23 protein-coding genes are annotated in these 25,697 nt (G+C 69.9%); 7 read left to right on the top strand and 16 right to left on the bottom strand.

All coding sequences use genetic code 11. From position 1 onward, the window contains the following. Positions 1-135 precede the first annotated feature (135 nt). Complete coding sequence (gene hyi / locus KXR53_RS18620; RefSeq protein WP_437376749.1) at positions 136-933, bottom strand: hydroxypyruvate isomerase; 798 nt, start codon at positions 931-933, stop codon at positions 136-138. Positions 934-947: 14 nt separating this feature from the next. Continuing rightward, the gene (gene gcl, locus KXR53_RS18625) at positions 948-2,705 is read right to left on the bottom strand and encodes a glyoxylate carboligase (protein ID WP_437376750.1); all 1,758 of its coding nucleotides are present in this window, start codon (positions 2,703-2,705) and stop codon (positions 948-950) included. Between the two features lie 273 nt (positions 2,706-2,978). On the opposite strand from gcl, the gene KXR53_RS18630 reads away from it, so the two are divergent. After that, positions 2,979-3,200, top strand: coding sequence for a type II toxin-antitoxin system Phd/YefM family antitoxin (locus KXR53_RS18630; protein WP_437376751.1), 222 nt, complete (start codon positions 2,979-2,981; stop codon positions 3,198-3,200). 8 nt (positions 3,201-3,208) lie between these two features. Here the strand turns inward: KXR53_RS18630 and KXR53_RS18635 are convergent, their stop codons facing one another. From KXR53_RS18635 to KXR53_RS18645, 3 genes are read right to left on the bottom strand one after another with little or no spacing between them, the layout of a single operon-like run. Next, on the bottom strand, positions 3,209-4,006 hold the full coding sequence (locus KXR53_RS18635; RefSeq protein WP_437376752.1) for an IclR family transcriptional regulator: 798 nt from the start codon (positions 4,004-4,006) through the stop codon (positions 3,209-3,211). A gap of 19 nt (positions 4,007-4,025) precedes the next feature. Then, complete coding sequence (gene guaD / locus KXR53_RS18640) at positions 4,026-5,378, bottom strand: guanine deaminase (RefSeq protein ID WP_437376753.1); 1,353 nt, start codon at positions 5,376-5,378, stop codon at positions 4,026-4,028. Between the two features lie 13 nt (positions 5,379-5,391). Next, positions 5,392-6,654: a urate hydroxylase PuuD gene (locus tag KXR53_RS18645; protein WP_437376755.1), complete on the bottom strand. Its 1,263-nt coding sequence runs from the start codon at positions 6,652-6,654 to the stop codon at positions 5,392-5,394. A 166-nt stretch (positions 6,655-6,820) separates the two neighbouring features. Here KXR53_RS18645 and KXR53_RS18650 point away from each other — a divergent pair, with 166 nt between their 5' ends. Continuing rightward, entirely contained in the window at positions 6,821-7,732 is a 912-nt protein-coding gene (locus KXR53_RS18650) for a LysR family transcriptional regulator (protein ID WP_437376756.1), read from the top strand. On the opposite strand, the gene KXR53_RS18655 is transcribed toward KXR53_RS18650, so the two are convergent. The 9 genes from KXR53_RS18655 to uraH all read right to left on the bottom strand — a co-directional run bounded on the left by KXR53_RS18655 (position 7,710) and on the right by uraH (position 18,773). Continuing rightward, positions 7,710-8,846, bottom strand: coding sequence for a cysteine desulfurase family protein (locus KXR53_RS18655; protein WP_437376757.1), 1,137 nt, complete (start codon positions 8,844-8,846; stop codon positions 7,710-7,712). The genes KXR53_RS18650 and KXR53_RS18655 overlap by 23 nt on opposite strands. A gap of 117 nt (positions 8,847-8,963) precedes the next feature. After that, positions 8,964-10,037, bottom strand: a complete 1,074-nt coding sequence (locus KXR53_RS18660; protein ID WP_437376793.1) for a BMP family ABC transporter substrate-binding protein — start codon at positions 10,035-10,037, stop codon at positions 8,964-8,966. A gap of 51 nt (positions 10,038-10,088) precedes the next feature. Continuing rightward, entirely contained in the window at positions 10,089-11,012 is a 924-nt protein-coding gene (locus KXR53_RS18665) for an ABC transporter permease (RefSeq protein WP_437376758.1), read from the bottom strand. Next, positions 11,012-12,109: an ABC transporter permease gene (locus KXR53_RS18670; protein ID WP_437376759.1), complete on the bottom strand. Its 1,098-nt coding sequence runs from the start codon at positions 12,107-12,109 to the stop codon at positions 11,012-11,014. The genes KXR53_RS18665 and KXR53_RS18670 overlap by 1 nt, the downstream gene beginning before the upstream one ends. After that, positions 12,099-13,670 (bottom strand): ABC transporter ATP-binding protein, encoded by a 1,572-nt coding sequence (locus tag KXR53_RS18675; protein ID WP_437376760.1) that lies wholly within the window; start codon positions 13,668-13,670, stop codon positions 12,099-12,101. Before KXR53_RS18675 ends, KXR53_RS18670 begins: the two co-directional genes overlap by 11 nt. Then, entirely contained in the window at positions 13,580-14,539 is a 960-nt protein-coding gene (gene xdhC / locus KXR53_RS18680) for a xanthine dehydrogenase accessory protein XdhC (protein WP_437376761.1), read from the bottom strand. Before xdhC ends, KXR53_RS18675 begins: the two co-directional genes overlap by 91 nt. Continuing rightward, on the bottom strand, positions 14,536-16,896 hold the full coding sequence (xdhB, locus tag KXR53_RS18685) for a xanthine dehydrogenase molybdopterin binding subunit (protein WP_437376762.1): 2,361 nt from the start codon (positions 16,894-16,896) through the stop codon (positions 14,536-14,538). Before xdhB ends, xdhC begins: the two co-directional genes overlap by 4 nt. After that, entirely contained in the window at positions 16,889-18,361 is a 1,473-nt protein-coding gene (gene xdhA, locus KXR53_RS18690) for a xanthine dehydrogenase small subunit (RefSeq protein ID WP_437376763.1), read from the bottom strand. Before xdhA ends, xdhB begins: the two co-directional genes overlap by 8 nt. A gap of 7 nt (positions 18,362-18,368) precedes the next feature. Next, a complete protein-coding gene (gene uraH / locus KXR53_RS18695; protein WP_437376764.1) occupies positions 18,369-18,773 on the bottom strand; it encodes a hydroxyisourate hydrolase in 405 nt (134 codons plus the stop codon). A 236-nt stretch (positions 18,774-19,009) separates the two neighbouring features. On the opposite strand from uraH, the gene puuE reads away from it, so the two are divergent. Genes puuE through KXR53_RS18715 form a run of 4 tightly spaced genes read left to right on the top strand, consistent with a single transcriptional unit; the run spans position 19,010 to position 22,941 of the window. After that, positions 19,010-19,927 (top strand): allantoinase PuuE, encoded by a 918-nt coding sequence (puuE, locus tag KXR53_RS18700; protein WP_437376765.1) that lies wholly within the window; start codon positions 19,010-19,012, stop codon positions 19,925-19,927. After that, positions 19,924-20,436: a 2-oxo-4-hydroxy-4-carboxy-5-ureidoimidazoline decarboxylase gene (gene uraD, locus KXR53_RS18705; protein ID WP_437376766.1), complete on the top strand. Its 513-nt coding sequence runs from the start codon at positions 19,924-19,926 to the stop codon at positions 20,434-20,436. The genes puuE and uraD overlap by 4 nt, the downstream gene beginning before the upstream one ends. Further along, positions 20,433-21,689 (top strand): allantoate amidohydrolase, encoded by a 1,257-nt coding sequence (locus KXR53_RS18710; RefSeq protein ID WP_437376767.1) that lies wholly within the window; start codon positions 20,433-20,435, stop codon positions 21,687-21,689. Before uraD ends, KXR53_RS18710 begins: the two co-directional genes overlap by 4 nt. 16 nt (positions 21,690-21,705) lie before the next feature. Further along, positions 21,706-22,941, top strand: coding sequence for an ArgE/DapE family deacylase (locus KXR53_RS18715; RefSeq protein ID WP_437376768.1), 1,236 nt, complete (start codon positions 21,706-21,708; stop codon positions 22,939-22,941). 327 nt (positions 22,942-23,268) lie between these two features. Here KXR53_RS18715 and KXR53_RS18720 read toward each other — a convergent pair whose 3' ends face one another. Both KXR53_RS18720 and KXR53_RS18725 read right to left on the bottom strand, forming a co-directional pair. Beyond that, positions 23,269-23,910: a TerC family protein gene (locus KXR53_RS18720; protein WP_437376769.1), complete on the bottom strand. Its 642-nt coding sequence runs from the start codon at positions 23,908-23,910 to the stop codon at positions 23,269-23,271. Between the two features lie 270 nt (positions 23,911-24,180). Further along, the gene (locus KXR53_RS18725) at positions 24,181-24,591 is read right to left on the bottom strand and encodes a GFA family protein (RefSeq protein ID WP_437376770.1); all 411 of its coding nucleotides are present in this window, start codon (positions 24,589-24,591) and stop codon (positions 24,181-24,183) included. Positions 24,592-24,702: 111 nt separating this feature from the next. Between KXR53_RS18725 and deoC the strand changes: the two genes are divergently transcribed. After that, positions 24,703-25,692 carry a deoxyribose-phosphate aldolase gene (gene deoC, locus KXR53_RS18730; RefSeq protein WP_437376771.1) on the top strand — a complete coding sequence of 330 codons (990 nt, stop codon included), beginning with the start codon at positions 24,703-24,705 and terminating at the stop codon, positions 25,690-25,692. The last annotated feature ends 5 nt before the right edge of the window (positions 25,693-25,697 follow it).

The following is a 25,697-nucleotide window of genomic DNA, read 5'->3' on the forward strand; positions in this document are numbered from 1 at the left end:
CTCTCACCCGAAATCGCTGTGCGATTTCGACCTCTCCCCAGGGGAGAGGTGTGACGAAGCGCCGTTCCTTCCCCTCTCCTCGGGGAGAGGGAGGGGCCCGACGCCGCAGGCGGCGGGAAGGTGAGGGGGAATGGCTCAGGCCGCCACGGTGGCCTTGGCGCGGTACGGAGCGAACCAGCCGAGGCCGGCTTCGGTGCCAGCCTGCGGCACGTATTCGGCGCCGACCCAGCCGGCATAGCCGAGCGCGTCGAGCAGGCGGAACAGGAAGGGGTAGTGGATCTCGCCGGTGCCCGGCTCGTGCCGTCCGGGATTGTCGGCGACCTGGATGTGGCCGATGCGGGAGATCAGCGCCTGCAGCGTCGGCCCCAGGTCTCCCTCCATGATCTGCATGTGGTAGATGTCGTATTGCAGCCGGGTGTTGGGCGCCTCGACCGCGTCGAGCAAATCGAGCGTCTGCTGCGAGCCGCTGAGGAAGAAGCCCGGGATGTCGCGGGTGTTGATCGGCTCGACCAGCAGGTCGATGCCGGCTTCGCCCAACGCCCTCGCGGCGAAGCGCAGATTGTCGACCAGCGTGTCGCCCAGCACCGTCTCGGGCACGCCCTCCGGCCGCTTGCCGGCCAGGCAGTTGAGCTGGCGGCAGCCCAGCGCCCGGGCGTAGTCGATGGCCTGGCCGACCCCGTCCTGGAACTCGCCCTTGCGGTCGGGCATGCAGGCGATGCCGCGCTCGCCCTTGGCCCAGTCGCCGGCCGGCAGGTTGTGCAGCACTTGGGTCAGGCCGTGGCGCTGCAGCCGCTCGGCCAGCTCCTCCTTCGGATAGGGGTAGGGGAACAGATACTCGACCCCGGCGAAGCCGGCCTCGGCGGCGCGGCCGAAGCGGTCGAGGAAGGGATGCTCGTTGAAGAGCATCGTCAGATTGGCGGCGAAGCGCGGCATGGTTGTCTCCCAGCTCAGACGGTTTCCGGCTCGCGGGCCTCGGCGGGGGCGAGGTCGATGATCTCCTCGAACTCGGTGATCCGGTCGATCTCCGGCCCCATGGCGATGTTGGTCACCCGCTCGGTGATGATCTCGACCAGCACCGGCAGGCTGGCCTGGGTGGCGCGGGTGCGCGCCCATTGCAGCGCCGGGGCGATCTCCTCCGGGTCGAACACCCGGCGGGCGATGCAGCCGAAGGCCTCCGCCGCCTTGATGTGGTCGACGCCGTAGTCGCCGATCTCCGGCGCGTTGATGTTCTTGAACGAGAGCTGGACCTCGTAATCCATGTTGTAGCCGCGCTCCGCCTGGCGGATCAGGCCGAGATAGGCGTTGTTCAGCACCACTAGCACGAAGGGGATGCGGTACTGCGCGGCCACCGCCAGCTCCTCGATCAGGAACTGCAGGGAGTAGTCGCCGACGATGCCGACCACCTCGGCCGACGGATCGGCCAGCTTGGCGCCGGTGCAGGCCGAGACCTCCCAGCCCAGCGGCCCGGCCTGGCCGCAGACGATGTAGTTGCGCGGCTTATAAACCTTCTGGAATTGGCCGGAGGCGATCTGGTACAGGCCGATCGCGGTGACGAAGCGGGCGTCGCGGCCGAAGACCTCGTTGATCTCCTGGAACGCCCGCTGCGGCTTGATCGGCACATTGTCGAAGTCGGTCCGGCGCAGCATGGTGCGCTTGCGCTCCTGCACCGAGGCGACCCAGCTCTCACGCTTCGGCAGGCGGCGGCCGCGGGCTTCGGCGATCAGCGCCTGCAGCGCCAGCTTCGCATCCGAGACGATGCCGAGATCGGGGCAGAACACCCGGCCGATCTGGGTCGGCTCGATGTCGACATGGATGAACTTGCGGCCCTTGGTGTAGACGTCGGTCGATCCGGTGTGCCGGTTGGCCCAGCGGTTGCCGATGCCCAGCACCAGGTCGCTCTGCAGGAAGGTGGCGTTGCCGTAGCGATGCTGCGTCTGCAGCCCGACCATGCCGGCGTTCAGCGGATGGTCGTCCGGGATCGTGCCCCAGCCCATCAGCGTCGGCACCACCGGCACGCCCGTCAGCTCGGCGAACTCGACCAGCAGGTCCGAGGCCTCGGCGTTGATGATGCCGCCGCCGGCGACGATCAGCGGCTTCTCCGCTGCCAGCAGCATGTCGACGGCGCGGGCGATGGCGGCGGGGCTCGGCGCCGGGCGGTGCACCGGCAGCGGCGCGTCGGCCTCGGGATCATAGTCGATGATCTCCTTCTGCACGTCGATCGGCAGGTCGATATGCACCGGGCCGGGGCGGTCGGAGCGCATGATCTGGAAGGCACGGCGGAACACCCAGGGCACCTGGGCGCCTTCCATCACCGTGACCGACCATTTGGTCACCGGCCGGGCGATCGCGGCGATGTCGACCGCCTGGAAATCCTCCTTGTGCAGCTTGGCGCGCGGCGCCTGGCCGGTGATGCACAGGATCGGGATCGAATCCGCGATGGCGGAGTAGAGGCCGGTGATCATGTTGGTGCCGGCGGGGCCGGAGGTGCCGATGCAGACGCCGATCGCCCCGGCGCGGGCCCGGGTGTAGCCCTCAGCGGCATGGGTGCCGCCCTCCTCGTGCCGCACCAGCACATGGCGGATGCCGCTGTCCTTCAGCGCCTCATAGAAGGGCAGGATCGCCGCGCCGGGCACGCCGAACGCCACCTCCACGCCTTCGCTGCGCAGCACATGCACCGCCGCTTCCATCGCCGTCATCTTGGGCATCGGGCCCTCCCGTTCGAAGGTTCTGGGGCGATGGTGGCGGGCGGGGCGGGGTCGATCCAGCGTCGGCCTGAAACATTCCAGGGCGCGAAAATCGGCCGGTAGGATCGGTCTTTTTCACCTGGTGGAAGGCCGGGAGTGGGTCGTACCCATCCCCTTTCTGTCATGCCCGGGCTTGACCCGGGCATCCAGAGAGCGTCGACATCTTCTGAATTGCCGGGTCAAGCCCGGCAATGACAATCTAGAGAGGGCTGACCTTGGGAGCAGAGCCGGATCATGCCGAAAGTCACCCTCTCTGACCTGCAGGCCGACATCACCGGCCACCTCGACCGCGTCGAAGCCGACCACATGGAACTGGTCGTGATCCGGCCGGGTCACGAGCCGATGGTCATTGTCCCACTGGCCGAGCTGAAATCCCTGCGTGAAACCGCTTACCTTCTCAGCTCACCCGCGAACGCGGCTCACCTGCGTCGTTCCATCGCTGAACTGGATCGCTGACACGCGCCTCAGTGCGGCCGGCCGCCGAGCTGCAGCGTGACCTTCTCCGCCGCCTGACGCACCAGCATGCCGATCTGGCGGATGCGGTCGTCGCCCATGCGCTCGCGCGGGGCGGAGATCGACAGGGCCGCCACCGGGCGGCCGCTGTGGTCGAGGATCGGGGCGGCGACGCAGCGCACGCCCGCGAGATGCTCCTCATCGTCGACGGCGTAGCCGGAGCGGCGGGCGCGGGTGATCTGGTCGCGCAGGGTCGGCAGGTCCGCCACCGTCTTCTCGGTCAGCCGCGTCAGGGCCAAGGCGGGCAGGGTGCGCGACAGCACCGGGTCCGGCTTGGCCGACAGGAGGGCCTTGCCGACGCCGGAGCCGTGTACCGGGAGCGGCGTCGATCCGGGCAGGCTGGCGCCCGGGTCGCCGAGCTGGTGCAGGTAGAGCACGGTGCCGCGCTCCTCCACCGCCAGATTCACGGTCTCGTGGCACAGGCCGAACAGGGTGCGCATCGGCGGGTCGGCCAGGCGGCGCAGCCCCATGCCGTCGGCATAGGCGAGGCCGGAGAGGAAGGCCTGCAGCCCCACCGTCCAGCGCCGCGTCGCCGGGTCGAAGCGCACGTAATGCGCCTCCTCCAGCGTGGTCAGCAGGCGGTGGGCGGTGGGGGCGGACAGGCCGGTGGCGCGGGCCAGCTCGGTCAGGCTCATGCCCTCGGCCCGGCCGGCCACGGTGTCGAGCAGGCGCAGGGCGCGGAGGAGGGAGCGGACCTGCCCGGTCTTCGGCTCGTCGATGGAGAACTCGTCGCGGTCGATCTCGGCCATGGCGCTCCTGACTGGACGCTCACGCCGGTGACCGGCTTCGCGTTCCCTCCCGTTCGTGCACGCGGCGGCCCTGGACATAGGTCGCCTTCACCGACCGATCATCGCCCAAAGTCATGAGGATGAACAGTTCCTCTTCGACGTCGCCGTCCACCGCCTCCATCCGGTGCGCCATGGCGGCGGTGGCGCGGGCGTCCAGCACCACCAGGTCGGCGAAGCGGCCGGGCGCGATGACGCCGATCTCCTGCTCCAGGCCCAGCGCCTCGGCATTGCCGGCGGTGACCAGATGGAAGGCCTCCAGCGCCGAGAGGTTGGTGCCCTGCAGCTGCTGCACCTTGTAGCCCTCGCCGAGCGTGCGCAGCATCGAATAGCTGGTGCCGCCGCCGACATCGGTCGCCACCGCGATCCGGATCGGCGGGTCGCGCCGCGCCAGCTCGCGCCCCTGTAACTCACGTAGGGGGAACAGGCCGCTGCCGATGAACAGGTTCGAGGTCGGGCAGAACACCGCGACCGAGCCGGTCTCGGCCATGCGCTGCCGCTCGCGCTCTTCGAGATGGATGCAGTGGCCGAACAGGGTCTTGGGGCCCAACAGGCCGTAGCGGTCGTAGACGTCGAGATAATCGCGGCTGTCCGGGAACAGCTCCTTGACCGTCTCGATCTCCTTTCGGTTCTCGGCGATATGGGTCTGGACATAGGCGTCCGGGAACTCGCGGGCCAGGGCGCCAGCCGTCTCCAGCTGCGCCTCGGTCGAGGTGATGGCGAAGCGCGGGGTGATGGCATAGCGCTGGCGGCCACGCCCATGCCAGCGCTGCAGCAGGCGCTTGCTGTCGTCGTAGGAGGACTGGGCGGTGTCCAGCAGGGCGGGCGGCGCGTGCCGGTCCATCATCACCTTGCCGGCGATCATGGCGGTGCCCAGCCGCTCGGACTCCGCGAAGAAGGCCTCGGCCGACTGCGGGTGGACCGAGCCGTAGACCGCGGCCGTCGTGGTGCCGTTGGCCAGCAGCTCGGCCAGGAACCATTGCGCCTGGCGCTCGGCAAAATCCGGGTCAGCGTAACGCTGCTCGGCGACGAAGGTGTATTTCTGCAGCCATTCCAGCAGCTGCGCGCCGTAAGAGGCGATGACCTGGGTCTGCGGGAAGTGCAGATGCGCGTCGATGAAGCCGGGCAGGATCAAATCGTCCGGATAGTGGTCGACCACGGTGCCGGCCGGCAGCGTCGGCAGGATCTCGGCCGCCGGGCCGACACGGATGATCCGGCCGCCCTCGACGACCACGACCCCGTCCGGGAGGTAGTGGTAGCTGGCGGCGTCGCCGACGCCCTTTGGGGCGGCGAGAAAGCTCAGCAGGCGGCCGCGCAAAGCGGTGGTGGCGGTCATCGCAAGGCTCCTGTTACTGGACGGCCCGGTCGGGATCGGCCGTCCAGCGCCCCAGGAGCTCGCGCTCCTCGGGGGTGATCTGGCTGACATTGGCCGGCGGCATGGCATGGGTCAGCACCGCCTGCAAGCGGATCAGCTCCGCATGGCGCCGGATCTCCTCCGGCGAATCCAGCAGCACGCCGCGCGGCGCCTCGTGGATGCCCTCCCAGCCCGGCATGGTGGAATGGCACATGCTGCAGCGGGAGACGACGATGTCGGTCACCTGGGCGAAGGAGACCGGCTTCGGGTCCGCCGCCGCGGCCGTCTGCACCGGGGCGGGAGGCTCGACGCCGATCCAGGGCTTGGTCTCGGTCGCCACTTCGTGCTCGCGCGGCGGCGGCAGGGTCGACAGCCAGATGATCGCCGCCATGCCCGCGGCCGCCACCGCCCAGGTCCACCACGGCGTCGGCTTGCCGGCGTGGCGCGAGTTGAAGAAGTGCCGGATCACCCCGCCCATCACCAGGACGATCGCCGTCATCACCCAGGCATAGTGCGACCCGAAGGCCAGCGGGTAATGGTTGCTGAGCATCAGGAACAGGACCGGCAGGGTCAGGTAGTTGTTGTGCAGCGACCGCTGCTTGGCCTGCTTGCCGAGCTTCGGATCGGGCGACCGGCCCGCGAGCAGCGCATCGACCACCTTGCGCTGGTTCGGGATGATGACGAAGAAGACGTTCGCCACCATCATGGTGCCGATCAGCGCGCCCATCTGCAGCATGGCGCCGCGGCCGCTGAACACTTGGCTGAAGCCCCAGGCCGCCGCGACCAGCACGACGAAGCCGGCTCCCGCCAGCTTGACGTCGCTCTCGCCCAGCGGCGACTTGCACAGGAGGTCGTAGGCCAGCCAGCCGAGGGCCAGGCTGACCACGCTGATCGCGATCGCCTCCTTCGGTGAGAACAGCGACACCTGCGGGTCGATCAGGAACAGGTCGGCGCCGCGGTAGTAGAGGACGCAGAGCAGGAAGAAGCCGCTGATCCAGGTGGAGTAGGCCTCCCATTTGAACCAGGTCAGCTCCTTCGGCAGCCGGTCCGGTGCCACCAGATACTTGACCATGTTGTAGAAGCCGCCGCCATGGATCTGCCAGGCCTCGCCGCCCGCGCCGGGCGGCAGGTCCTCGCGCTTCTGCAGGCTGAGGTCGAGGGCGACGAAGTAGAAGGACGAGCCGATCCAGGCGATGGCGGTGATCACGTGCACCCAGCGGGCCACGAAGTTGATCCATTCCCAGATGATCGGCTCCATGCCGTCGCCTCCGCCATCCTGGCTGATTGTCCGTTCGAGCCAGCCTAATGAACAGGACCGCGGCTGGGGAAGCGATGCGGCCGCGCAGCACTTTCAAAAGAAACGCTATAATCCCGCCCGGCGGATGCGCCAGACTCGCTTCCAGGAACAGGGAGTTCATCGCGGATTGGCGCTGCTGGAGAACATGCGGGTGTTCGTGCGCGTGGTCGAGCTCGGCAGCCTGTCGGCGGCCGGCCGGCAGGTGCGCATGTCGCCGGCCGTGGTCAGCCACCGCATCCAGCAGCTGGAGCAGCATCTCGGCGTGCGCCTGCTGAACCGCACCACGCGCCAGGTGCAGACGACCGAGCACGGCCAGACCTTCTACCGCCACTGCCTGGTGGTGCTGGACGCGGTGGAGCGGGCGGAGACCAGCGTCGCCACCACCAGCGGCGTGCCGTCCGGCAGCCTGCGGGTGACGGCGCCGCTCGGCTTCGGCCGTCGCATCCTGGCGCCGCTGGTGCCGCAGTTCCATGAGCTCTATCCCCGGGTCGAGGTCCGGCTGCGCCTGTCCGACCATCTGCTCGACCTGCTGGGCGAGGCGGTGGACCTGGCGATCCGAATGGCGGAGATGCGGGATTCCAGCTTCGTGCTGCGCAAGATCGCCGATTGCCGGCGGGTGCTGTGCGCGGCGCCGGCCTATCTGGAGGCCCAGGGCACGCCGAAGTCGCCCGAGGAGCTGATGGGCCACAACTGCCTGCTGCTGCGCTTCCCCGGGTCGCGGCAGTACCAGTGGACGCTGGAGGGCAGGGACGGGCCGTCCAAGGTGCCGGTGCGCGGCAGCTTCGACGCCGATGACGGCGACGTGCTGACGCAATGGGCGCTGGACGGCCGCGGCATCGTCATGAAACCGGTGTGGGAGGTCGCGGAGCATCTGCGCAGCGGCGCGCTGCAGGTGGTGCTGCCCGACCATCCGCCCGAGCCGGTGGTGCTGGCGGTGCTGTACCCGCATCGCAGCTTCCTGCCGGCCAAGGTGCGGGTGTTCTCGGATTATCTGGTGGAGCGCACACGGGCACTGCTCAGTGCCGATCTCGCGCTCTGATCGCATCCACGAGCCGGGCCGCTGCCCGGTCGACATCCGCCTCCGTGGTGTCGCGGCCCAGGCCGAAGCGCAGGCTGCCATGGGCTTCTTCCGGCGACAGGCCGATGGCGCGCAGCACATGCGATGGTCCCGGGCTGCCGGTGGAGCAGGCGGAGCCAGTGGACAGCGCCAAGTCCGGCAGGTCGAGCAGCAGGTCGGCGGCGTCCATTCCCGGCAGGCTGACATTGAGGCAGCCGGGTAGGCCGTGCTCGGCGGAGCCGTTGCGGCGGATGTCCGGCAGTTCCTGCCGCAGTGCCGCGAACAGCCGCTCGCGCAGGGCGGTCAGGTGCAGCGCATCGGCCGACCGACGCTGGCGGGCGAGACGGCAGGCGGCACCCAGCCCGACGCAGAGCGCGGTCGGCAGGGTGCCGGCGCGGCGCCCCTCCTGCTGGCCGCCGCCGAGGAGGAGGGGCCGCAGCGCCGTGCCCTCGCGCATGAACAGGGCGCCGATTCCCATTGGGCCGTACAGCTTGTGCCCCGACAGGCTGAGGAAGGCGAGGTCGAGGGCGCGGACGTCGACCGTGCCGGTCGACAGGATCTGCACCGCGTCGCTGTGCAGCAACGCACCGGCCTCGCGGCAGATCCGGGCCGCCTCCGCCAGCGGCTGGATCGTGCCGATCTCGTTGTTGGCGGCCATCAGCGAGACCAGGGCCGGGCCGCCGGCCAGCAGCGTCTTCAGGACGTCGAGATCGGCGGTGCCGTCATGCCCGACCGGCAGGGTCGCGGTGCGATGCCCGCGCGCCGCCAACTCGGGCAGGCAGGCCAGCACGCTCGGGTGCTCGATCGCCGAGGCGATCACCGGCCAGCCCGCGGGCACGCCGCCCAGCAGGGCCAGGTTGTTGGCCTCGGTGGCGCCGCTGGTGAACAGGATCTCGCCCGGCCGGGCGCCGATCAGCGCCGCCACCTCGGCCCGCGCCGCCTCGATCGCCTCGGCCGCCCGCCAGCCGGGCCGGTGCCGGGCGGCATGCGGATTGCCGACCGCGGCGGGGTCGAGCCAGGGCCGCATCGCCTCGAACACCTCGGGATCCAGCGGCGTGGAGGCGAGGTGGTCGAGATAGAGGGGGGCGGCGGTCATTGAGCGCCCGGCCCGTAGGTTGGGTTCTCGGATGCGAACCCAACAGCGGACCTACAGATCAAACGGGAGCCATGTTGGGTTCGCTGACCGCGAACCCAACCTACGGATAATGGCGCCTCAGGCCTCCACGCCCTCGACATACCAATTCATCTTGGCGATCTCTGCATCGCTCAGGGCCTTGCCCTCGGGCACGACCAGCTCGCCCTTCTGGTTCTTGATCGGGCCGGCGAAGGGGTTGAGCGTGCCGGCAATGATGTCGGCCTTGGTCTTCTCGGCGGCGGTCACGACATCGGCCGGGATGGATTCGTTGTAGGGCGCCAGCGTGACCATGCCCTCCTTGAATCCGTGCCAGACGCTGGAGGTCTTCCAGGTGCCGTCCAGCACCGCCTGGACGCGCTCGATATAGTACTTGCCCCAGCTGTCGACGATCGCGGTCAGCTGCGCCTTGGGCGCGAAGTTGCGCATGTCCGAGGCCTGGCCGAAGGCATGGATGCCGCGGGCCTCAGCCACCTGGATCGCGGCCGGGCTGTCGGTGTGCTGGCACAGGATGTCGGCGCCGCCGTCGACCAGCGCCTTGGCCGCGTCGCTCTCCTTGCCCGGGTCGTACCAGCTGTTGACCCAGATCACCTTCACCTTCATGTCCGGGCGGATCTTCCGCGCCGCCAGGGTGTAGGCGTTGATGCCCATCACCACCTCGGGGATCGGCACCGAGCCGATATAGCCGGTGATGCCGGCCTTGGTCATGTGCCCGGCGATGGTGCCGCACACCGCGCGGCCCTCATGGAAGCGGGCGTTATAGGTACTGACATTCGGCGCCGTCTGGTAGCCGGTGGCGTGCTCGAACTTGACCTTCGGGAACTGCTTCGCCACCCGGATCGTCGGGTTCATATAGCCGAAGGAGGTGGTGAAGATCAGCTCGTTGCCAGCCTGGGCCAGCTGGCGCAGCACGCGCTCCGCATCCGGGCCTTCCGGCACGCTCTCGACGTAGCTGGTCTTCACCTTGTCGCCGAAATGCGCGTCGATCTCGCGGCGGGCCAGGTCGTGGCCGTGGGTCCAGCCGTAGTCGCCGATCGGCCCGATATAGATGAAGCCGACCTTCAGCGGCTCCGCCGCCCAGATCCGTCCGGGCAGGATCGTCGTCGCCAGGGTGGCCGCGGAACCCGCCAGAACCGACCGGCGGGAAAAGCGCATCGACATGAAGTCCTCCTTGTTGTGATTCGTATGATGATAGCGATCCGTGGCTCAGACGGAAGGGCGGAACGGCCTGCCCAGCGCCGCCGGCGCCTGCAGCCGGCCGCGCCATGGGCCGGCCGCGATGATCACCAGCACCGCGATGGTGGCGAGGTAGGGCAGCATGGTGAAGACCTGCGCCGGCACCTCGATGCCGCCGATGCCCTGGGCGTGCAGCTGCAGGATGGTGACGCCACCGAACAGATAGGCGCCGAGGAACACGCGCCACGGCCGCCAGGAGCCGAACACCACCAGCGCCAGCGCGATCCAGCCGCGGCCCGCGGTCATGTTCTCGATCCACAGCGGCGTGTAGGACATCGACAGGAAGGCGCCGGCCAGCCCGGCCATGGCGCCGCCGAACAGGCAGGCGAGATAGCGCACCAGGATCACCGGATGGCCAATCGAATGCGCCGATTCGGCGGATTCGCCGACCGCGCGCAGGATCAGCCCGGCGCGGCTGCGCTTCAGGAACCAGGCGACGCCGATGGTCATGGCGACCGACAGGTAGACCAGCGCGTCCTGGCCGAACAGCAGGGGGCCGACGACCGGCAGCCCGGTCAGGACCGGCAGCGACAGCTTCGGCAGCGGCGCGATCGGATGGCCGACGAAGGCGGTGCCGATCAGCGCGCTCAAGCCCACGCCGAAGATGGTCAGGGCCAGGCCCGTCGCGACCTGGTTGGCCATCAAGGTCAGGGTCAGGACGGCGAAGATCAACGCCATCGCCGTGCCGGCCAGGGCGGCGGCGAGGATGCCCAGCGCCGGCTGGCCGGTGGTCAAGGTGACGGCGAAGCCGGTGACCGCGCCGATCAGCATCATGCCCTCGACGCCGAGGTTGAGCACGCCGGAGCGTTCGACCACCAGTTCGCCCGTGGCGGCGAGGAGGAGGGGGGTGGCAGCGGTGATCACCGTCGCGGCGATGAGAACCAGGATATCCATCACGACACCGTCATGGGCTTGGGCACGGGCTTGGCCTGGCCGGCGGTCCAGCGCAGGCGGTAGCGGACCAGCACGTCGGCGGCCAGCAGGTAGAACAGCAGCATGCCCTGGAACACGCCGGTCGCCGCCGTCGGCAGCCCGGCGGAAACCTGGGCGTTCTCACCGCCGATATAGGACAGGGCCATGACCAGCCCGGCGGCGACGATGCCGATCGGGTGCAGCCGGCCGAGGAAGGCGACGATAATGGCGGTGAAGCCGTAGCCGGGGGTCAGCTGCGGGATCAGCTGGCCGATCGGCCCCGCGGCCTCGAAGGTGCCGGCCAGGCCGGCCAGCGCGCCGGACAGCAGCAGGCTGAACCAGGTCACGCGCTTGCGGCTGAAGCCGGCGAAGCGGGCCGCGGCCGGGGCCTGGCCGACCACCTGGATCTGGAAGCCGAACACGGTGCGGCCCATCAGGAACCAGGCGGCGACCGCGGCCAGCAGCGCCGCCGCGACGCCGAGATGCAGCCGCGTGCCTTCGACCAGGATCGGCAGCAGTGCCGCGTCGGTAAACATCCGGGTCTGCGGGAAATTGTAGCCGTCCGGGTCCTTCCACGGCCCGAATACCAGGATCCCCAGCATCAGCGAGGCGACGTAGGTCAGCATCAGGCTGGTCAGGATCTCGCTGACGTCGAAGCGGGTTTTCAGGAAGGCCGGGATCGCGGCATAGGCCAAGCCGCCCAGCGCCCCGGCGACGCACATCGCCGGCAGGATCCACCAGCCCTCCTCGCCCCAGAAGGCGAGCGCGACGGCCCCGGCGGCGATGGCGCCCATGATCAGCTGGCCCTCCGCCCCGATGTTCCAGACATTGGCGCGGAAGCCGATGGCGAGGCCGGTGGCGATCAGGATCAGCGGCGCCGCCTTCACCCCCAGCTCGGTCCAGCCGTAGAAGCTCTCGACCGGGGCGATCAGGAACTGGAACAGCGTCTCGGCCGGGTCGAGGCCGAGGGCCAGGAACAGCAGATAGCCGCTGGCGACGGTCAGGGCGATGGCGATCAGCGGCGTCAGCCAGACCATGGCGCGGGACGGTTCCCGCCGGGCTTCGATCCTAAGCGACATGGATGGCGTGCTCCTTCTCTTCGGCCGCGGCCGGCTCGGCGCCGTGCAGTCCGCCCATCAGCAGGCCGATCTCGGCGACCGAGATGTCGTGCGTCGGCCGGGCCTCGGACAGGCGGCCGAGATTGATCACCGCGAGGCGATCGGTGATCTGCAGCAGCTCGTCGAGATCCTGCGAGATCACCACCACCGCGGCGCCGTTCTGGGCCAGGGTCATCAGCGCCTGGTGGATCGCGGTGGCGGCGCCTGCGTCGACGCCCCAGGTCGGCTGCGACACGATGAAGATCTCGGGCGTCTGCAGCACCTCGCGCCCGACCACGTATTTCTGCAGGTTGCCGCCGGACAGGCTGCCGGCGGCCGCCTCCGCACCGCGAGTCTTGACCCCGAACTCGTGGATCACCCGCTCGGCGTATCGGCGCGCCAGGCCGGCGCGGATCAGTCCGCCGGGCGCCAGCTTCATGCGGTTGCGGGCGCTCAGCAGGGTGTTGGCGGCCAAGCTCATCTCCGGCACCGCGGCGTGGCCGTTGCGCTCCTCCGGCACGCTGCACAGGCCGCGCAGGCGGCGCTGCTCCGCGCTCATCTGCCCGACCGGCCTGCCGCCGATGCGGATGGCGCCGGCCGGCCGGACCCGGCGTTCGCCGGACAGCGCCTGCAGCAGCTCGTTCTGGCCGTTGCCGGCGATGCCGGCGATGCCCAGGATCTCGCCGGCGCCGACAGTGAAGCGGATCTCCTTCAGCGCGGTGCCAAAGGGGCCGTCGGCCGGCAGGCTCAGCCCCTCCACCACCAGCCGCGGCTCGGACGCGTCGCGTGCGCCGCGGCGGGACAGGGTGCGCAGCTCCGCCCCGATCATCATCTGCGCCATGCTGCGGGCGGTCTCGACCGCCGGGTCGCAGGACCCGACGACCTTGCCGGCGCGCATGATCGTGGCCCGGCTACATAGCGCCTTGATCTCGTGCAGCTTGTGGCTGATGTAGAGGATCGAGCAGCCCTCCGAGGCCAGGCGGCGCAGCGTCTCGAACAGCCGCTCCACCTCCTGCGGCGTCAGGACCGAGGTCGGCTCGTCCATGATCAGCAGCTTCGGGTCCTGCAGCAGGCAGCGTACGATCTCGACCCGCTGGCGTTCGCCGACCGACAGGGTGTGGATCTCGCGATGGGGATCGAGCGGCAGGCCGTAGGCCGCGGAGACCTCGCGGATCCGCTTGGCCAGGACGCGCCGATCGGGCGGGGCCTCGAGGCCGAGGGCGATGTTCTCGGCCACGGTCAGCGCCTCGAACAGCGAGAAATGCTGGAACACCATGCCGATGCCGAGGCGGCGGGCGTCGTGCGGGCTGGCGGGACGGACCGGCTGCCCGTTCCACAGGATCTCGCCGGCATCGGGCTGCAGCAGCCCGTAGATGGATTTGACCAGCGTCGACTTGCCGGCGCCGTTCTCGCCGAGCAGCGCGTGGATCTCGCCGGGCTGGACGGAAAAGCTTACGCCGTCGTTCGCGACGAGGCTCGCGAAGCTCTTGGTGATGCCGCGGAGTTCGATCCGCGCGGGGCCGGCCCCCGGGTTGCGGTCCATGCAGCCTCCTGTTCTGGAGCCGCCCCCGCCGCCGGTTTGTCGGCGAGGGCAGGCCTGTCCTTAGCCTTGGCGAAGGCGACGAGCAATTCCGCCGCGACCATGGCGGCGATGACGGACGGGCGCTTGTCCCGCCCGAGGCCCGCCCCGATCGGGCAGGTCAGGAATCCGGCGCGCCGCGGGTCGTTGCCGCGGGCCCGGAACCAGCGCTCGAAGCGCTCGCGCTTGGTGGCCGACCCGATCAGCCCGACATAGGCGGCGTCGTCGCGGCGCAGAGCCGCTTCGGTGACCTCGAAATCCAGGGCGTGGCTGTGGGTCATGACGAGGTAGGCGGCGCCGGGCGGTGCCTCGGCGATCGCGTCCAGCGGTGTCGGGGTCAGCCGCCGGGTGATGGTCTCCGGGATCTCGGCCGGGAATTCGTCGGCCCGGCCGTCGATCCATTGGATCTTCAGAGGCAGGGGCGCCAGGGCGCGGGCCAGGGCCTTGCCGACATGGCCGGCGCCGAAGATCAGGACGCTGGGGCGTGTCGCTGCCTCATTCGCCTCCTCGGCCTCGATCCGGGCCAGGGTGGCGCCGTCGGCCAGCTCCAGTTCGATCACCACGAAGCCGCCGCAGCACTGGCCGATGGCGGGGCCGAGCGGGATCTCGACCCGTTTCGACCGCTCCTTGGCAATAATCAATGCCCGGGCGGCGGCAATCGCGTCCCACTCCATCCGTCCGCCACCGATGGTGCCGCGGCTGCGGGAGGCGGTGACCAGCATGTGCACCCCGGCCTCGCGCGGGGTGGAGCCGCGGGCCTCCGTCAGCGTCACCAGCACCGTCGGCTCGCCGTCGCCGAGCCACAGCCGCAGGGTGGGGGCGAGGGGGGTCATGGGGCGTCTCCCGTCACCACAGCCCGTAGGCGCTCCACCGCGTCCAGCACCTTCTCCGGCGTCGCCGGCGGGTCGAGGCGCGGGCAGATCCTGTGGTCGGCGACGCTGGCGACGGCGTCGGAGATGGCGTGCAGCACTGAGACGCCGAGCATCAACGGCGGCTCGCCCACCGCCTTGGAGCGGTAGATCGTCTCCTCATGGTTCCGCGTGTCGGCCAGCCGGACGTTGAAGATCTTCGGCCGGTCGCTGGCCACCGGGATCTTGTAGGTGGAGGGCGCATGGGTCCTGAGGCGGCCCTTGTCGTCCCACCACAGCTCCTCCATCGTCAGCCAGCCGGCGCCCTGGACGAAGCCGCCCTCGACCTGGCCGCGGTCGATCGCCGGGTTCAGGGACCGGCCGGCGTCGTGCAGGATGTCGACGCGGTCGAGGCGGTATTCGCCGGTCAGCGTGTCGACCGTGACCTCGCTGACCGCGGCGCCATAGGCGAAGTAGTAGAAGGGCCGGCCGCGGCCGGCGGCGCGGTCCCAGTGGATCTTCGGGGTCTTGTAGAAGCCGGCGGCCGAAAGCTGCACCCGGCCGAAATAGGCGGCGCGCACCAGCTCCGCGAACGGCACCTCCTGGTCGCCGATCCGCACCGCGTTGCGGCGGAACATGACCTGATCCGGCTTCACCTGCCAGCGCTCGGCGGCGAAGGCGATCAGCCGCTCCTTGATCGTGCGTACTGCGGCCTGCGCCGCCATGCCGTTCAGGTCGGCGCCAGAGGAGGCGGCGGTGGCCGAGGTGTTCGGCACCTTGCCAGTGGTGGTGGCGGTGATGTGGATGCGGCCGATATCGACCTGGAATTCCTCGGCCACGACCTGAGCAACTTTGACATACAGGCCCTGGCCCATCTCGGTGCCGCCGTGGTTCAGATGGATCGACCCGTCCTTGTAGACATGCACCAGCGCGCCGGCCTGGTTGTAGGCCGTCAAGGTGAAGGAGATGCCGAACTTCACCGGCGTCAGCGCCAGGCCGCGCTTGAGGAAGCGGCTGGTCTTGTTCCAGGCGCGGATCTCCTGCCGCCGGGCCCAGTAGTCGCTGTCGCGCTCCAGCTCCGCCACCAGCTCGTGGACGATGTTGTCCTCGACCGTCTGGTGGTACGGCGTGACGTTGCGGTCCTCGGTGCCGTAGAAGTTCAGCTTGCGGATCTCGAGCGGATCCTTGCCGACGGCGAAGGCGATCTCCTCGATCAGGCGCTCACCCGCAACCAGCCCCTGCGGCCCGCCGAAGCCGCGGAAGGCGGTGTTCGACTGGGTGTTGGTCTTCAGCGGCAGCGAGGACAGCTGCACCGCCGGGTAGTAATAGGCGTTGTCGGCGTGAAACAGGGCGCGGTCGGTGACCGGCCCGGACAGGTCGGCCGACCAGCCGCAGCGCGCCGCCAGCAGCATCTCGACCCCCTCGATCCGGCCCTCCGCGTCGAAGCCGACCGAATAGTCGACCTCGAAATCGTGGCGCTTGCCGGTGATGACCATGTCGTCGTCGCGGTCCGGCCGCAGCTTGGCGGCGCGGCCGGTGGCCTTGGCCACCAGGGCGGCCGCGGCGGCGAACAGGTTGGCCTGGGTCTCCTTGCCGCCGAAGCCGCCGCCCATGCGCCGCACCTCGACCGTCACCGCGCCGTCGGGCACGCCAAGGACGCTGGCGACGATGTGCTGCACCTCGCTCGGATGCTGGGTCGAGGAATGGACGGTGACGTCGCCGTCCTCGCCCGGCAGGGCCAGCGCCGCCTGGCTCTCCAGATAGAAATGCTCCTGCCCGCCGATCCGCATCCGGCCGTCGATGCGCCGCGGCGCCGCCGCGATCGCGGCCTTCGCGTCGCCGCGCTTCAGCGTCATCGGCGTGGTCACCAGCGTACCGGCGCCGCGGGCGACCTCGTAATCCAGGACCGGCGCCAGCTCCTCATAATCGATCACGGCCAGGCGGGCGGCGCGGCGGGCCTGGTCGCGGGTCTCGGCGGCCACGGCGAAGATCGGCTGGCCGACATGCTGCACTAGGTCGGTCGCGAACAGGGGCTCGTCGCCCAGATGGCTGCAGCCGATGTCGTTCTCGCCGGGAACATCCGCGGCGGTGAAGACGCGCACCACGCCGGGCACGGCGCGGACCGGACCCAGGTCGATCGACCGGATCCGGGCATGGGCCTTCTCGCTCAGCCCCAGGCAGACATGAAGAAGGCCCGCCGGCTCCGGGATATCGTCGATATAGACGGCTTCGCCGCTGACATGCTTGTGGGCGCTGTCGTGCCGGCGCGGGTCGTGCACCGAGCCCTCGATGCGGTCGGCCGCGGTCTGAGCTTGGGCCTGGGAGAGGGTGGTGTCAGGCATGGGCCAGGCTCCGCTCGCCGACCAGGCGGGTTTCCGCTGTGGGATCGGCGGTTTCGGCGTGCAGCTTCAAGAGCAGGTTGGCGGCGACCCGCGCGCGGTAGCCGGCGCTGGCGCGCCAGTCGGTCAGGGGCGTGAAGTCGCGAGCGAGCGCCGACATGGCGGCGCGCACCGTCGCCTCGGTCCACGGTTTGCCGGTCAGCGCCGCCTCGGTCTCCGCCGCTCGCTTCGGGATGCCGGCCATGCCGCCATAGGCGATGCGGATCTCGGCGACTTTACCGTCCTCCACCCGCAGCCGGAAGGCGCCGCAGACGGCGGATATGTCCTGGTCGAAGCGCTTGCTGATCTTGTAGGCGCGGAACCGGTCGCCGGGCCGCAGCTTCGGCAGCAGGATGCTCTCGACGAATTCGCCCGGCCGTCGGTCCTGCTTGCCATAGGCGATGAAGAACTCCTCCAGCGGCAGCAACCGGCGCTCCTCGCCACGGCGCAGCACCAGGGTGGCACCGGCGGCGATCAGGGCGGGCGGCGTGTCGCCGATCGGAGAGCCGTTGGCGATGTTGCCGCCGATCGTGCCGACGGCGCGCACCTGCTCCGCCCCGAGGCGGCGGATCAGCTCGCCGAAATCGGGGTAGGCGGCGCCGAGCGGCCCGATCGCCTCGGCATAGGTGGTGGCGGCGCCGATCTCGAAGCCGTCCGCGGTCTCGCGGATGCCACGCAGGTCGCGCACCCGGCCGGTGTAGATGACGGCGGGCAGCACCCGCAGCTGCTTGGTGACCCAGAGTCCGACATCCGTCGCGCCCGAGACGATGCAGGCGTCCGGATGCTCCAGCAGGAGCGAGGCGAGCGCGGCTTTCGAGGCCGGGGCGTAGAAGCGGCGCGTGCCGTCGCCGACCCCGACCGTTTCGTCATCCTCCAGCGCTGCGAGGCGCTTCGCGATCTCCGCCTCGGCCGCGGCGAAGCGGTCGGCCTCGGGGGCGCCCAGCTCGTACATCCGCCGGCCGGCGGCGACGATCGGGGCATAGCCGGTGCAGCGGCACAGATTGCCGGCCAGGGCGTCGTCGATCCGGTCCTCGGTCGGCGCCGGATCGTTGCGGTACAGGGCGAACAGCGCCATGACGAAGCCGGGGGTGCAGAAGCCGCATTGCGAGCCGTGGCAGTCGACCATCGCCTGCTGCACCGGGTGCAGCGCCCCGTCGGCGCCCTTCAGATGCTCCACGGTCAGCAGCTGGCAGCCGTCCAGCGTCGCCAGGAAGCGGATGCAGGCATTGACCGGCTCGTAACGCATGCGGTCGCCGTCGCGGCGGCCGACCACCATGGTGCAGGCGCCGCAATCGCCCTCGGCGCAGCCCTCCTTGGTGCCGGTCTTGCGCTCCTCGACCCGCAGCCAGTCCAGCACGGTCAGGGTCGGGTCGACCGTGCGGATCTCGCGCAGCTCGTCGCCGAAGAGGAAACGGACGGTGTCCCGCATGATGGCCTCAGCTGCCGCGATAGGTGGAGTAGGACCAGGGCGAGATCAACAGCGGCACGTGGTAGTGCTGGTCGGCATGGGCGATGCCGAAGCGGATCGGCACCTGGTCCAGGAAGGGCGGGTCGGCCGGGGTGGCGCCGCCACCCCCGGACAGGACGCGGAAATAGGCGCCGACGGCGAAGACCAGCTCATAGGTGCCGGGCCGGAACTCGTCGCCGGCCAGAAGCGGCGCCTCGCAGCGGCCGTCGGCATTGGTGCGGGTCTCGGTCAGCAGCGTCCGGCGGTCGCCGTCGAGGCGGTAGAGCGCCACGCCGATGCCCATGCCCGGCCGGCCATGCGCGGTGTCGAGCACATGCGTGGTCAGTCGCCCCCGGTGGGATGCCCCATGATGGGATGCCGTGTTCTCGGCCATCCTGCCTCTCCGTGTTGCCGGCGCCTTGGCGGTCCCTGGCGGTCCGGCGCGCCACCGGGCATTATCGCCCTGTTTCGGTCGTGGCGCGCTTGTTGTTTGCATAATGTTTCACGCCGGGACCCGCCGGGCTCAACGGGTGTTCGGCGGAAAGACTTTCAACGCAATCGCAAAAGTGGATGCCGGCCGGGCCGGTATCCTATGTCCGGGATCACGCGTGCGAGGGGAGGCGAGAGCCGGTGTCCGTCTATCCGAGAAATCTCGTCGGCTACGGCCCGAACCCGCCGAAGGCCGACTGGCCGGGCGGGGCGCGGCTGGCGCTGCAGTTCGTCCTCAACTACGAGGAGGGCGGCGAGAACTGCATCCTGCATGGCGACGCGGCTTCCGAGAGCTTCCTGTCCGAGATCGTCAACGCCCAGCCGCTGCCGGGCGTGCGCCACATCTCGATGGAATCCCTCTACGACTACGGCGCCCGGGTCGGCGTCTGGCGGATTCTCAGGCTGTTCGACCGCAAGCAGATCCCGCTGACCATCTACGCCGTCGCCATGGCGGCGGAGCGGAACCCGCAGGTGATCCGCGCCATGGTCGAGGCCGGGCACGAGATCGCCAGCCACGGCTATCGCTGGATCAACTATCAGTATGTCGGCGAGGACACCGAGCGCGAGCATATCCGCAAGGCGGTCGAGATCCTGGAGCAGGTGTCGGGCCAGAGGCCGCTGGGCTGGTACACCGGCCGCACCAGCCCGAACACCCGGCGGCTGGTGGCCGAGCATGGCGGCTTCCTCTACGATGCCGACGCCTATGACGACGACCTGCCGTACTGGGAGCTGGTCGAGGGCAGGCCGCAGCTGATCGTGCCTTATACGCTGGATGCCAACGACATGCGCTTCGCCGCGGTGCAGGGCTTCAACTCCGGCGACCAGTTCTACGCCTATCTCAAGGACAGCTTCGACGCGCTGTACCAGGAGGGGGCGGAGACGCCGCGGATGATGTCGGTCGGCCTGCATTGCCGCCTGGTCGGCCGGCCGGGCCGGATCATGGCGCTGGAGCGGTTCCTCGATTACGCGAAGCAGCATGACGGCGTGTGGTTCTGCCGCCGTATCGAGATCGCCCGCCACTGGAGGGAGAAGCATCCGTATGGCGGGGGCGGATCATGACCTCCCCGCGCCCCAGCACCATGGACCGCGACCTGTTCACCGTCCGCTTCGGCGGCGTGTTCGAGCATTCGCCCTGGATCGCCGAGGCAGCCTGGGAGGCCGGGCTGAGCCATGAGCAGGACACCGCCGAAGGGCTGCATGCCGCGCTCTGCGCGGTGTTCCGCGCCGCCGACCACGACCGGCAGCTTCAGGTGCTGTGCGCCCATCCCGACCTGGCCGGCCGGCTGGCCGTGGCCGGCGAGCTCACCGCCAGCTCCAGCGCCGAGCAGGCCAGCGCCGGGCTCGATCGCTGCACGCCGGAGGAGTTCGCCCGGTTCCAGGAGCTCAACGCCCGCTATGTCGAGCGCTTCGGCTTCCCCTTCATCATGGCGGTGAAGGGCCGCAGCCGGGCCGAGATCCTGGCCGCCTTCGAGCGCCGGATCGACAACCCGCGCGACATCGAATTCGCCACGGCCATGGCCGAGGTGGAGAAGATCGCCCTCCTGCGACTGAAGGATTTGCTGCCGTGAGCCTCGGGACAGCTCCGACCAAGAACACCCTCGCCTACGGCCCCGCGCTGATGGAACGGCTGGACGCGCTGGCCCGCTTCAGCGAGGAGCCGGACCGGCTGACCCGCACCTTCCTGTCGCCGGCGCACCGGCAGGCGGCGGACCAGGTCCTGGCCTGGATGCGCGAAGCCGGCATGGCCGCGCGGACCGACGCCGCCGGCAATGTCGTCGGCCGCTATGAGGGCGACCGGCCGGGCCTGCCGGCGCTGCTGCTCGGCTCGCACATCGACACGGTGCGCGACGCCGGGAAATACGACGGCAATCTCGGCGTGCTCGCGGCTGTGGCCGTGGTTGACGAACTGCACCGGCGCGGCGAGCGGCTGCCCTTCGCCATCGAGGTGCTGGGCTTCGGCGACGAGGAAGGCGTGCGCTTCCCAGTCACCCTGACCGGCAGCAACACCGTCGCCGGCACGGTCGACCCTGCGGTGGCCGACGCGCTGGACGATGACGGCCTGCGTCTGGGTGACCTGCTGCGCGAGTTCGGCGGCGACCCGGACAGGCTCAAGGCCGAGGCCCGGCGGCCCGAGGACGTGCTCGGTTATGTCGAACTGCATATCGAGCAGGGGCCGGTGCTGGAGGCCGAAGGGTTGCCGCTCGGTGTCGTCACCGCGATCAACGGCGCCGCCCGCTACAACGCCACGGTCCGCGGCATGGCCGGCCATGCCGGCACGGTGCCGATGGACCTGCGCCGCGACGCGCTGGCCGCCGCCGCCTCCATGGTCCTGGCGATCGAGCGCTGCGCCCAGGGCCGGCGTGAGGTGGTGGCGACGGTCGGCCGGCTGGAGGTGCAGCCCGACGCGGTCAACGTCATCCCGGGCGCGGTGCGCTTCACCATCGACATCCGGGCGCCGGACGACGCCGACCGCCTGGCCGCGATGGCCGAGATGACGGCGGCGCTGGAGGGCATCGCCCGCGGCCGCGGCGTCGAGCTGACGCTGGACCGCTACTACGACGCCGATGCCGTGCGCTGCGACCCGGCGCTGATGGAGCGGCTGGAGACGGCGATCCGCCGGCACGGCCTGCCGGCCCGGCGCCTGCCCAGCGGTGCCGGCCACGACGCCATGGCCATGGCGTCGCTGACCCCGGTCGGCATGCTGTTCCTGCGCTGCCGCGGCGGCATCAGCCACAACCCGGCCGAATCCATCACCGTCGAGGATGCGGACCTCGCCGTCCGCGTCCTGCTCGATTTTCTCCACCAGTACGATCCTGCCTGACACGAAAGCCTTTGGGATGACCGACAGCATCGATACCGCCATCCGCAGCTACCTCCATGGTGCCCGCGAGCAGCAGGCCCGGTTCCTGGCGGAGCTGGTCAAGGTCCCGTCCGACAACCCGCCAGGCGACTGCGAGCCGCATGCGAAGCGGACGGCGGAGCTGCTGCGCGAGCTGGGCTTCGAGGTCGAGGTGCATCCGGTGGCGGCGGAGCTGGCGCGGGCGCATGGCATGATCAGCGCCAGCAACCTGATCGTCCGCCGCCGCTTCGGCGACGGGCCGGTGATTGCCCTGAACGCCCATGGCGACGTGGTCGCGCCCGGCGAGGGCTGGACCCACGACCCCTACGGCGCGGAGGTGGTCGACGGCTGGATGTATGGCCGCGGCGTCGCCGTCTCCAAATCCGATATCGCCAGCTACGCCTTCGCCCTGAAGGCGCTGGAGCAGGCGGGGCAGCTGACCCGCGGCACGGTCGAGCTGCACGTGACCTATGACGAGGAGTCGGGCGGCGAGATCGGGCCGAAGCTGATCCTGGAGCAGGGGCTGTCGAAGCCGGACTACGCCATCGCCGCTGCCTTCAGCTATGCGGTGGTGACGGCGCACAATGGCTGCCTGCACCTCGAGGTCGAGGTCCGCGGCAAGTCGGCCCATGCCGCGCTGCCATCCACCGGCATCGACGCGCTGGAGGCGGCGACGCCGATCCTGGCGAGGCTCTACGAGCACCGCAGGATCTATCCCACGACGGTGTCGAAGGTGACCGGCATCGGCTCGCCGCAGCTGACGATCGGGCTGATCGAGGGCGGCATCAACACCAATGTCGTGCCCGACCGGGTGGCGTTCCGCCTCGACCGCCGGCTGATCCCGGAGGAGAACGGCGCCGCGGTGGAGGCGGAGCTGCGCGGCGTGATCGAGGATGCGGCCAAGGCCTTCCCGAAGGCCACCGTCACCGTCCGCCGCATCCTCCTGGCCGAGCCGCTGTCGCCGCCGCCGGGCACCGACCGGCTGGCCGGGGCGATCCGCCGCCGTGCCGCCGCGGTGTTGGGGGAGGAGGTCCCGGTCAAGGGCGTGCCGCTCTACACCGACGCCCGACACTACGCCGCGGCCGGCGTGCCGATCGCCCTCTACGGCGCCGGCCCTCGCACCATCGAGGACGCCAACGCCCACCGCGCCAACGAACGGCTGAAGCTGGACGACCTGTACAAGGCGACCGAGATCGTCGCCCTGGCGGTGCGGGATCTGCTGGTGGAGGGCTGAGTCAAAAAGGGCCGGGCGATCGCCCGGCCCTTGTGCCTTGCATCGGTGGTCTTTGAGATCGACTCCTGGCCCCTACACCGTCATGGCGAGCCCCGAAGGGGCGTGGCCATCCAGGGCGGCTCGCACCGGCCCTGGATGGCCACGGCGCTGCGCGCCTCGCCATGACGGGAAAAGGCAGAAGCGTCGATCTCAAAGGCCGCTGGCATAAGGGGCGAACCCCGCCCCCCTCAAACTGTCATGCCCGGGCTTGACCCGGGCATCCAGAGGGCGTCGACATCTTCTGGACTGCCGGGTCAGGCCCGGCAATGACAGTGGGAAAACAGTGCCTTACATCGCCGGCAGATGCGGCCAGACCTCCAGCGCGCCGCGCCAGATCATGTCGAGCGCGACATAGAGGATGATCGCCAGGCCGACATAGGCGATCCACCGGTGCCGGTTCAGCAGCCGGGCGATGAAGGAGGCGGCGAAGCCCATCAGCGCGATCGACAGCGCCAGGCCGAACACCAGGATGGCCGGGTGCTCGCGCGCCGCACCGGCCACCGCCAGCACGTTGTCCAGCGACATCGAGACGTCGGCGATCACGATCTGCCAAGCGGCCTGGGCGAAGGTCTTGCGCGGCGCGCCGTTGCCGTTCTCGTCGTGGCCGGCCAGCGCCTCCTCGGCCTGATGCTCTTCCTTGGCCGAATGGCGCAGCTCGCGCCACATCTTCCAGCACACCCAGAGCAGCAGCACGCCGCCGGCCAGCAGCAGGCCGACGATGGCCAGCAGCTGCGTCGTCACCAGGGCGAACATGATGCGCAGCAGGGTGGCGGCGCCGATGCCGATCAGAATGGCCTTGCCGCGCTGTTCCTTGGGCAGCCCGGCCGCGGCCAGGCCGATGACAATGGCGTTGTCGCCGGCCAGCACCAGATCGATCATGATGACCTGGAGGAAGGCCGCCAGCGCCTCGCCCGTCAGCAATTCTTCCATGCGAAAACCGTCCTCTTCGTCGCGAAGAGCGGCCTGCATGCCATCCCGGAGGAGCGGGTCAGGGGATCGGCAGTCGGGCCACTCCGTGGGAGTCTCCAGTCCGACATCGCAGATCCGAAGGAGCTGCCAGAGGGGCCCGGCCTGGTGGCGCCGATATAGCGACAAGGACTCGCCCGCTCAAGCGCCTCGATGTGAGCTGCCGGATCTGTCGCGCGGGAGAGGCGGAGGGTGTGGCGAAACGGTCACATGAGCCGGGCTTTCAAGACCGGCCTATTTCGCGAACTCCTGATATTGCGGCAGGTCGTCGGCGATGGTGAACCACGGCGCCTTGGAGCCAACGAAGATATGCGCGGTCGGGCGGATGGACGGATCGTCGACCAAGGTGCCCATGGCGACATGGACATAGGCGCCGTCGCGCACGACCGAATAGAGCAGCGAGCCGCAGACCCGGCAATGCGTGTTGTTGGCGGTCTCGTCGCCGTAGATCATCAGCTTGTCCGCGCCCTCCGTGACGGCCAGCTTGCCGCGCTCGATCCCGGCGAAGGGCTTGAAGGCCGATCCCGTCGTCCGCCGGCAGTTCGAGCAATGGCAGTTCTGGGCATAGAGGAAGGCATCGGCCACGGCGTAGTGGACGGCGCCGCAATAGCATTTGCCGGTAAGCACGCGCGCACTCTCGGTCATGAGCCTTCCCTCCGACGGTATTGGTTCGGCCAGCGTATCGCTCCGCGCACCGCCTTGACAGCCCGGTGTCGGCGGCGCTCTGTTCCCGCGCAGAGCCCAAGGGAGACGCCCATGCCTGACCTTCGAGCCGTTGCCGACACGGCCGCCAGGAACATCCACCGCAACCCGGGCACGGCGCTGGAGCTGGACTGGGTCGAGGCGGCGCGGGTCAATCTCAGCGCCGCCGAGCGCCGGGCCGCCACCCTGACCACTCGCCGCACGGTGAAGAAGGAATACCAGGCCGCCTGGCTGGTGAAGGCGATCACCTGCATGGACCTGACCACACTGGCCGGCGACGACACGCCGGGCCGGGTGCAGCGCCTCTGCGCCAAGGCCCGGCACCCGCTGCGCGACGACCTGGCCGAGGCGCTGGGCCTGGCCGACCGGCCGCCCACCGTCGGCGCCGTCTGCGTCTACCCGACCATGGTCGGCACCGCGGTGAAGGCGCTGGCCGGCAGCGGCATCCCGGTCGCCTCCGTCGCCACCGGCTTCCCGGCCGGGCTGACGCCGCTGCCGCAGCGTCTGGCCGAGATCCGCTATGCGGTGGAGGAGGGGGCGGCCGAGATCGACATCGTCATCCACCGCGCCCAGGTGCTGAACCGGGAGTGGTCCGCCCTCTACGACGAGGTGCGGGCGATGCGCGAGGCCTGCGGCGATGCGCATCTGAAGACCATCCTGGCGACCGGCGACCTGAAGACCCTGCGCAATGTCGAGGCCGCCAGCCTGGTCTGCATGATGGCGGGGGCGGACTTCATCAAGACCTCGACCGGCAAGGAGGACCTCAACGCCACCCTGCCGGTCAGCCTGGTGATGGTCCGCGCCATCCGCGACTACGAGGCCCGCACCGGCATGCGCGTCGGCTTCAAGCCGGCCGGTGGCCTGCGCACCGCCAAGGACGCGATCGCCTGGCTGATCCTGATGAAGGAGGAGCTGGGCCGGCCCTGGCTGGAGCCGGATCTGTTCCGGATCGGCGCCTCCTCGCTGCTCGCCGATGTCGAGCGCCAGATCGAGCATTTCGTCACCGGCCGCTACTCGGCCGGCCACCGCCACGCCGCCGCTTGAGGAGC

The organism is Inquilinus limosus (assembly GCF_051487185.1).
Taxonomy (GTDB): domain Bacteria; phylum Pseudomonadota; class Alphaproteobacteria; order DSM-16000; family Inquilinaceae; genus Inquilinus; species Inquilinus limosus_F.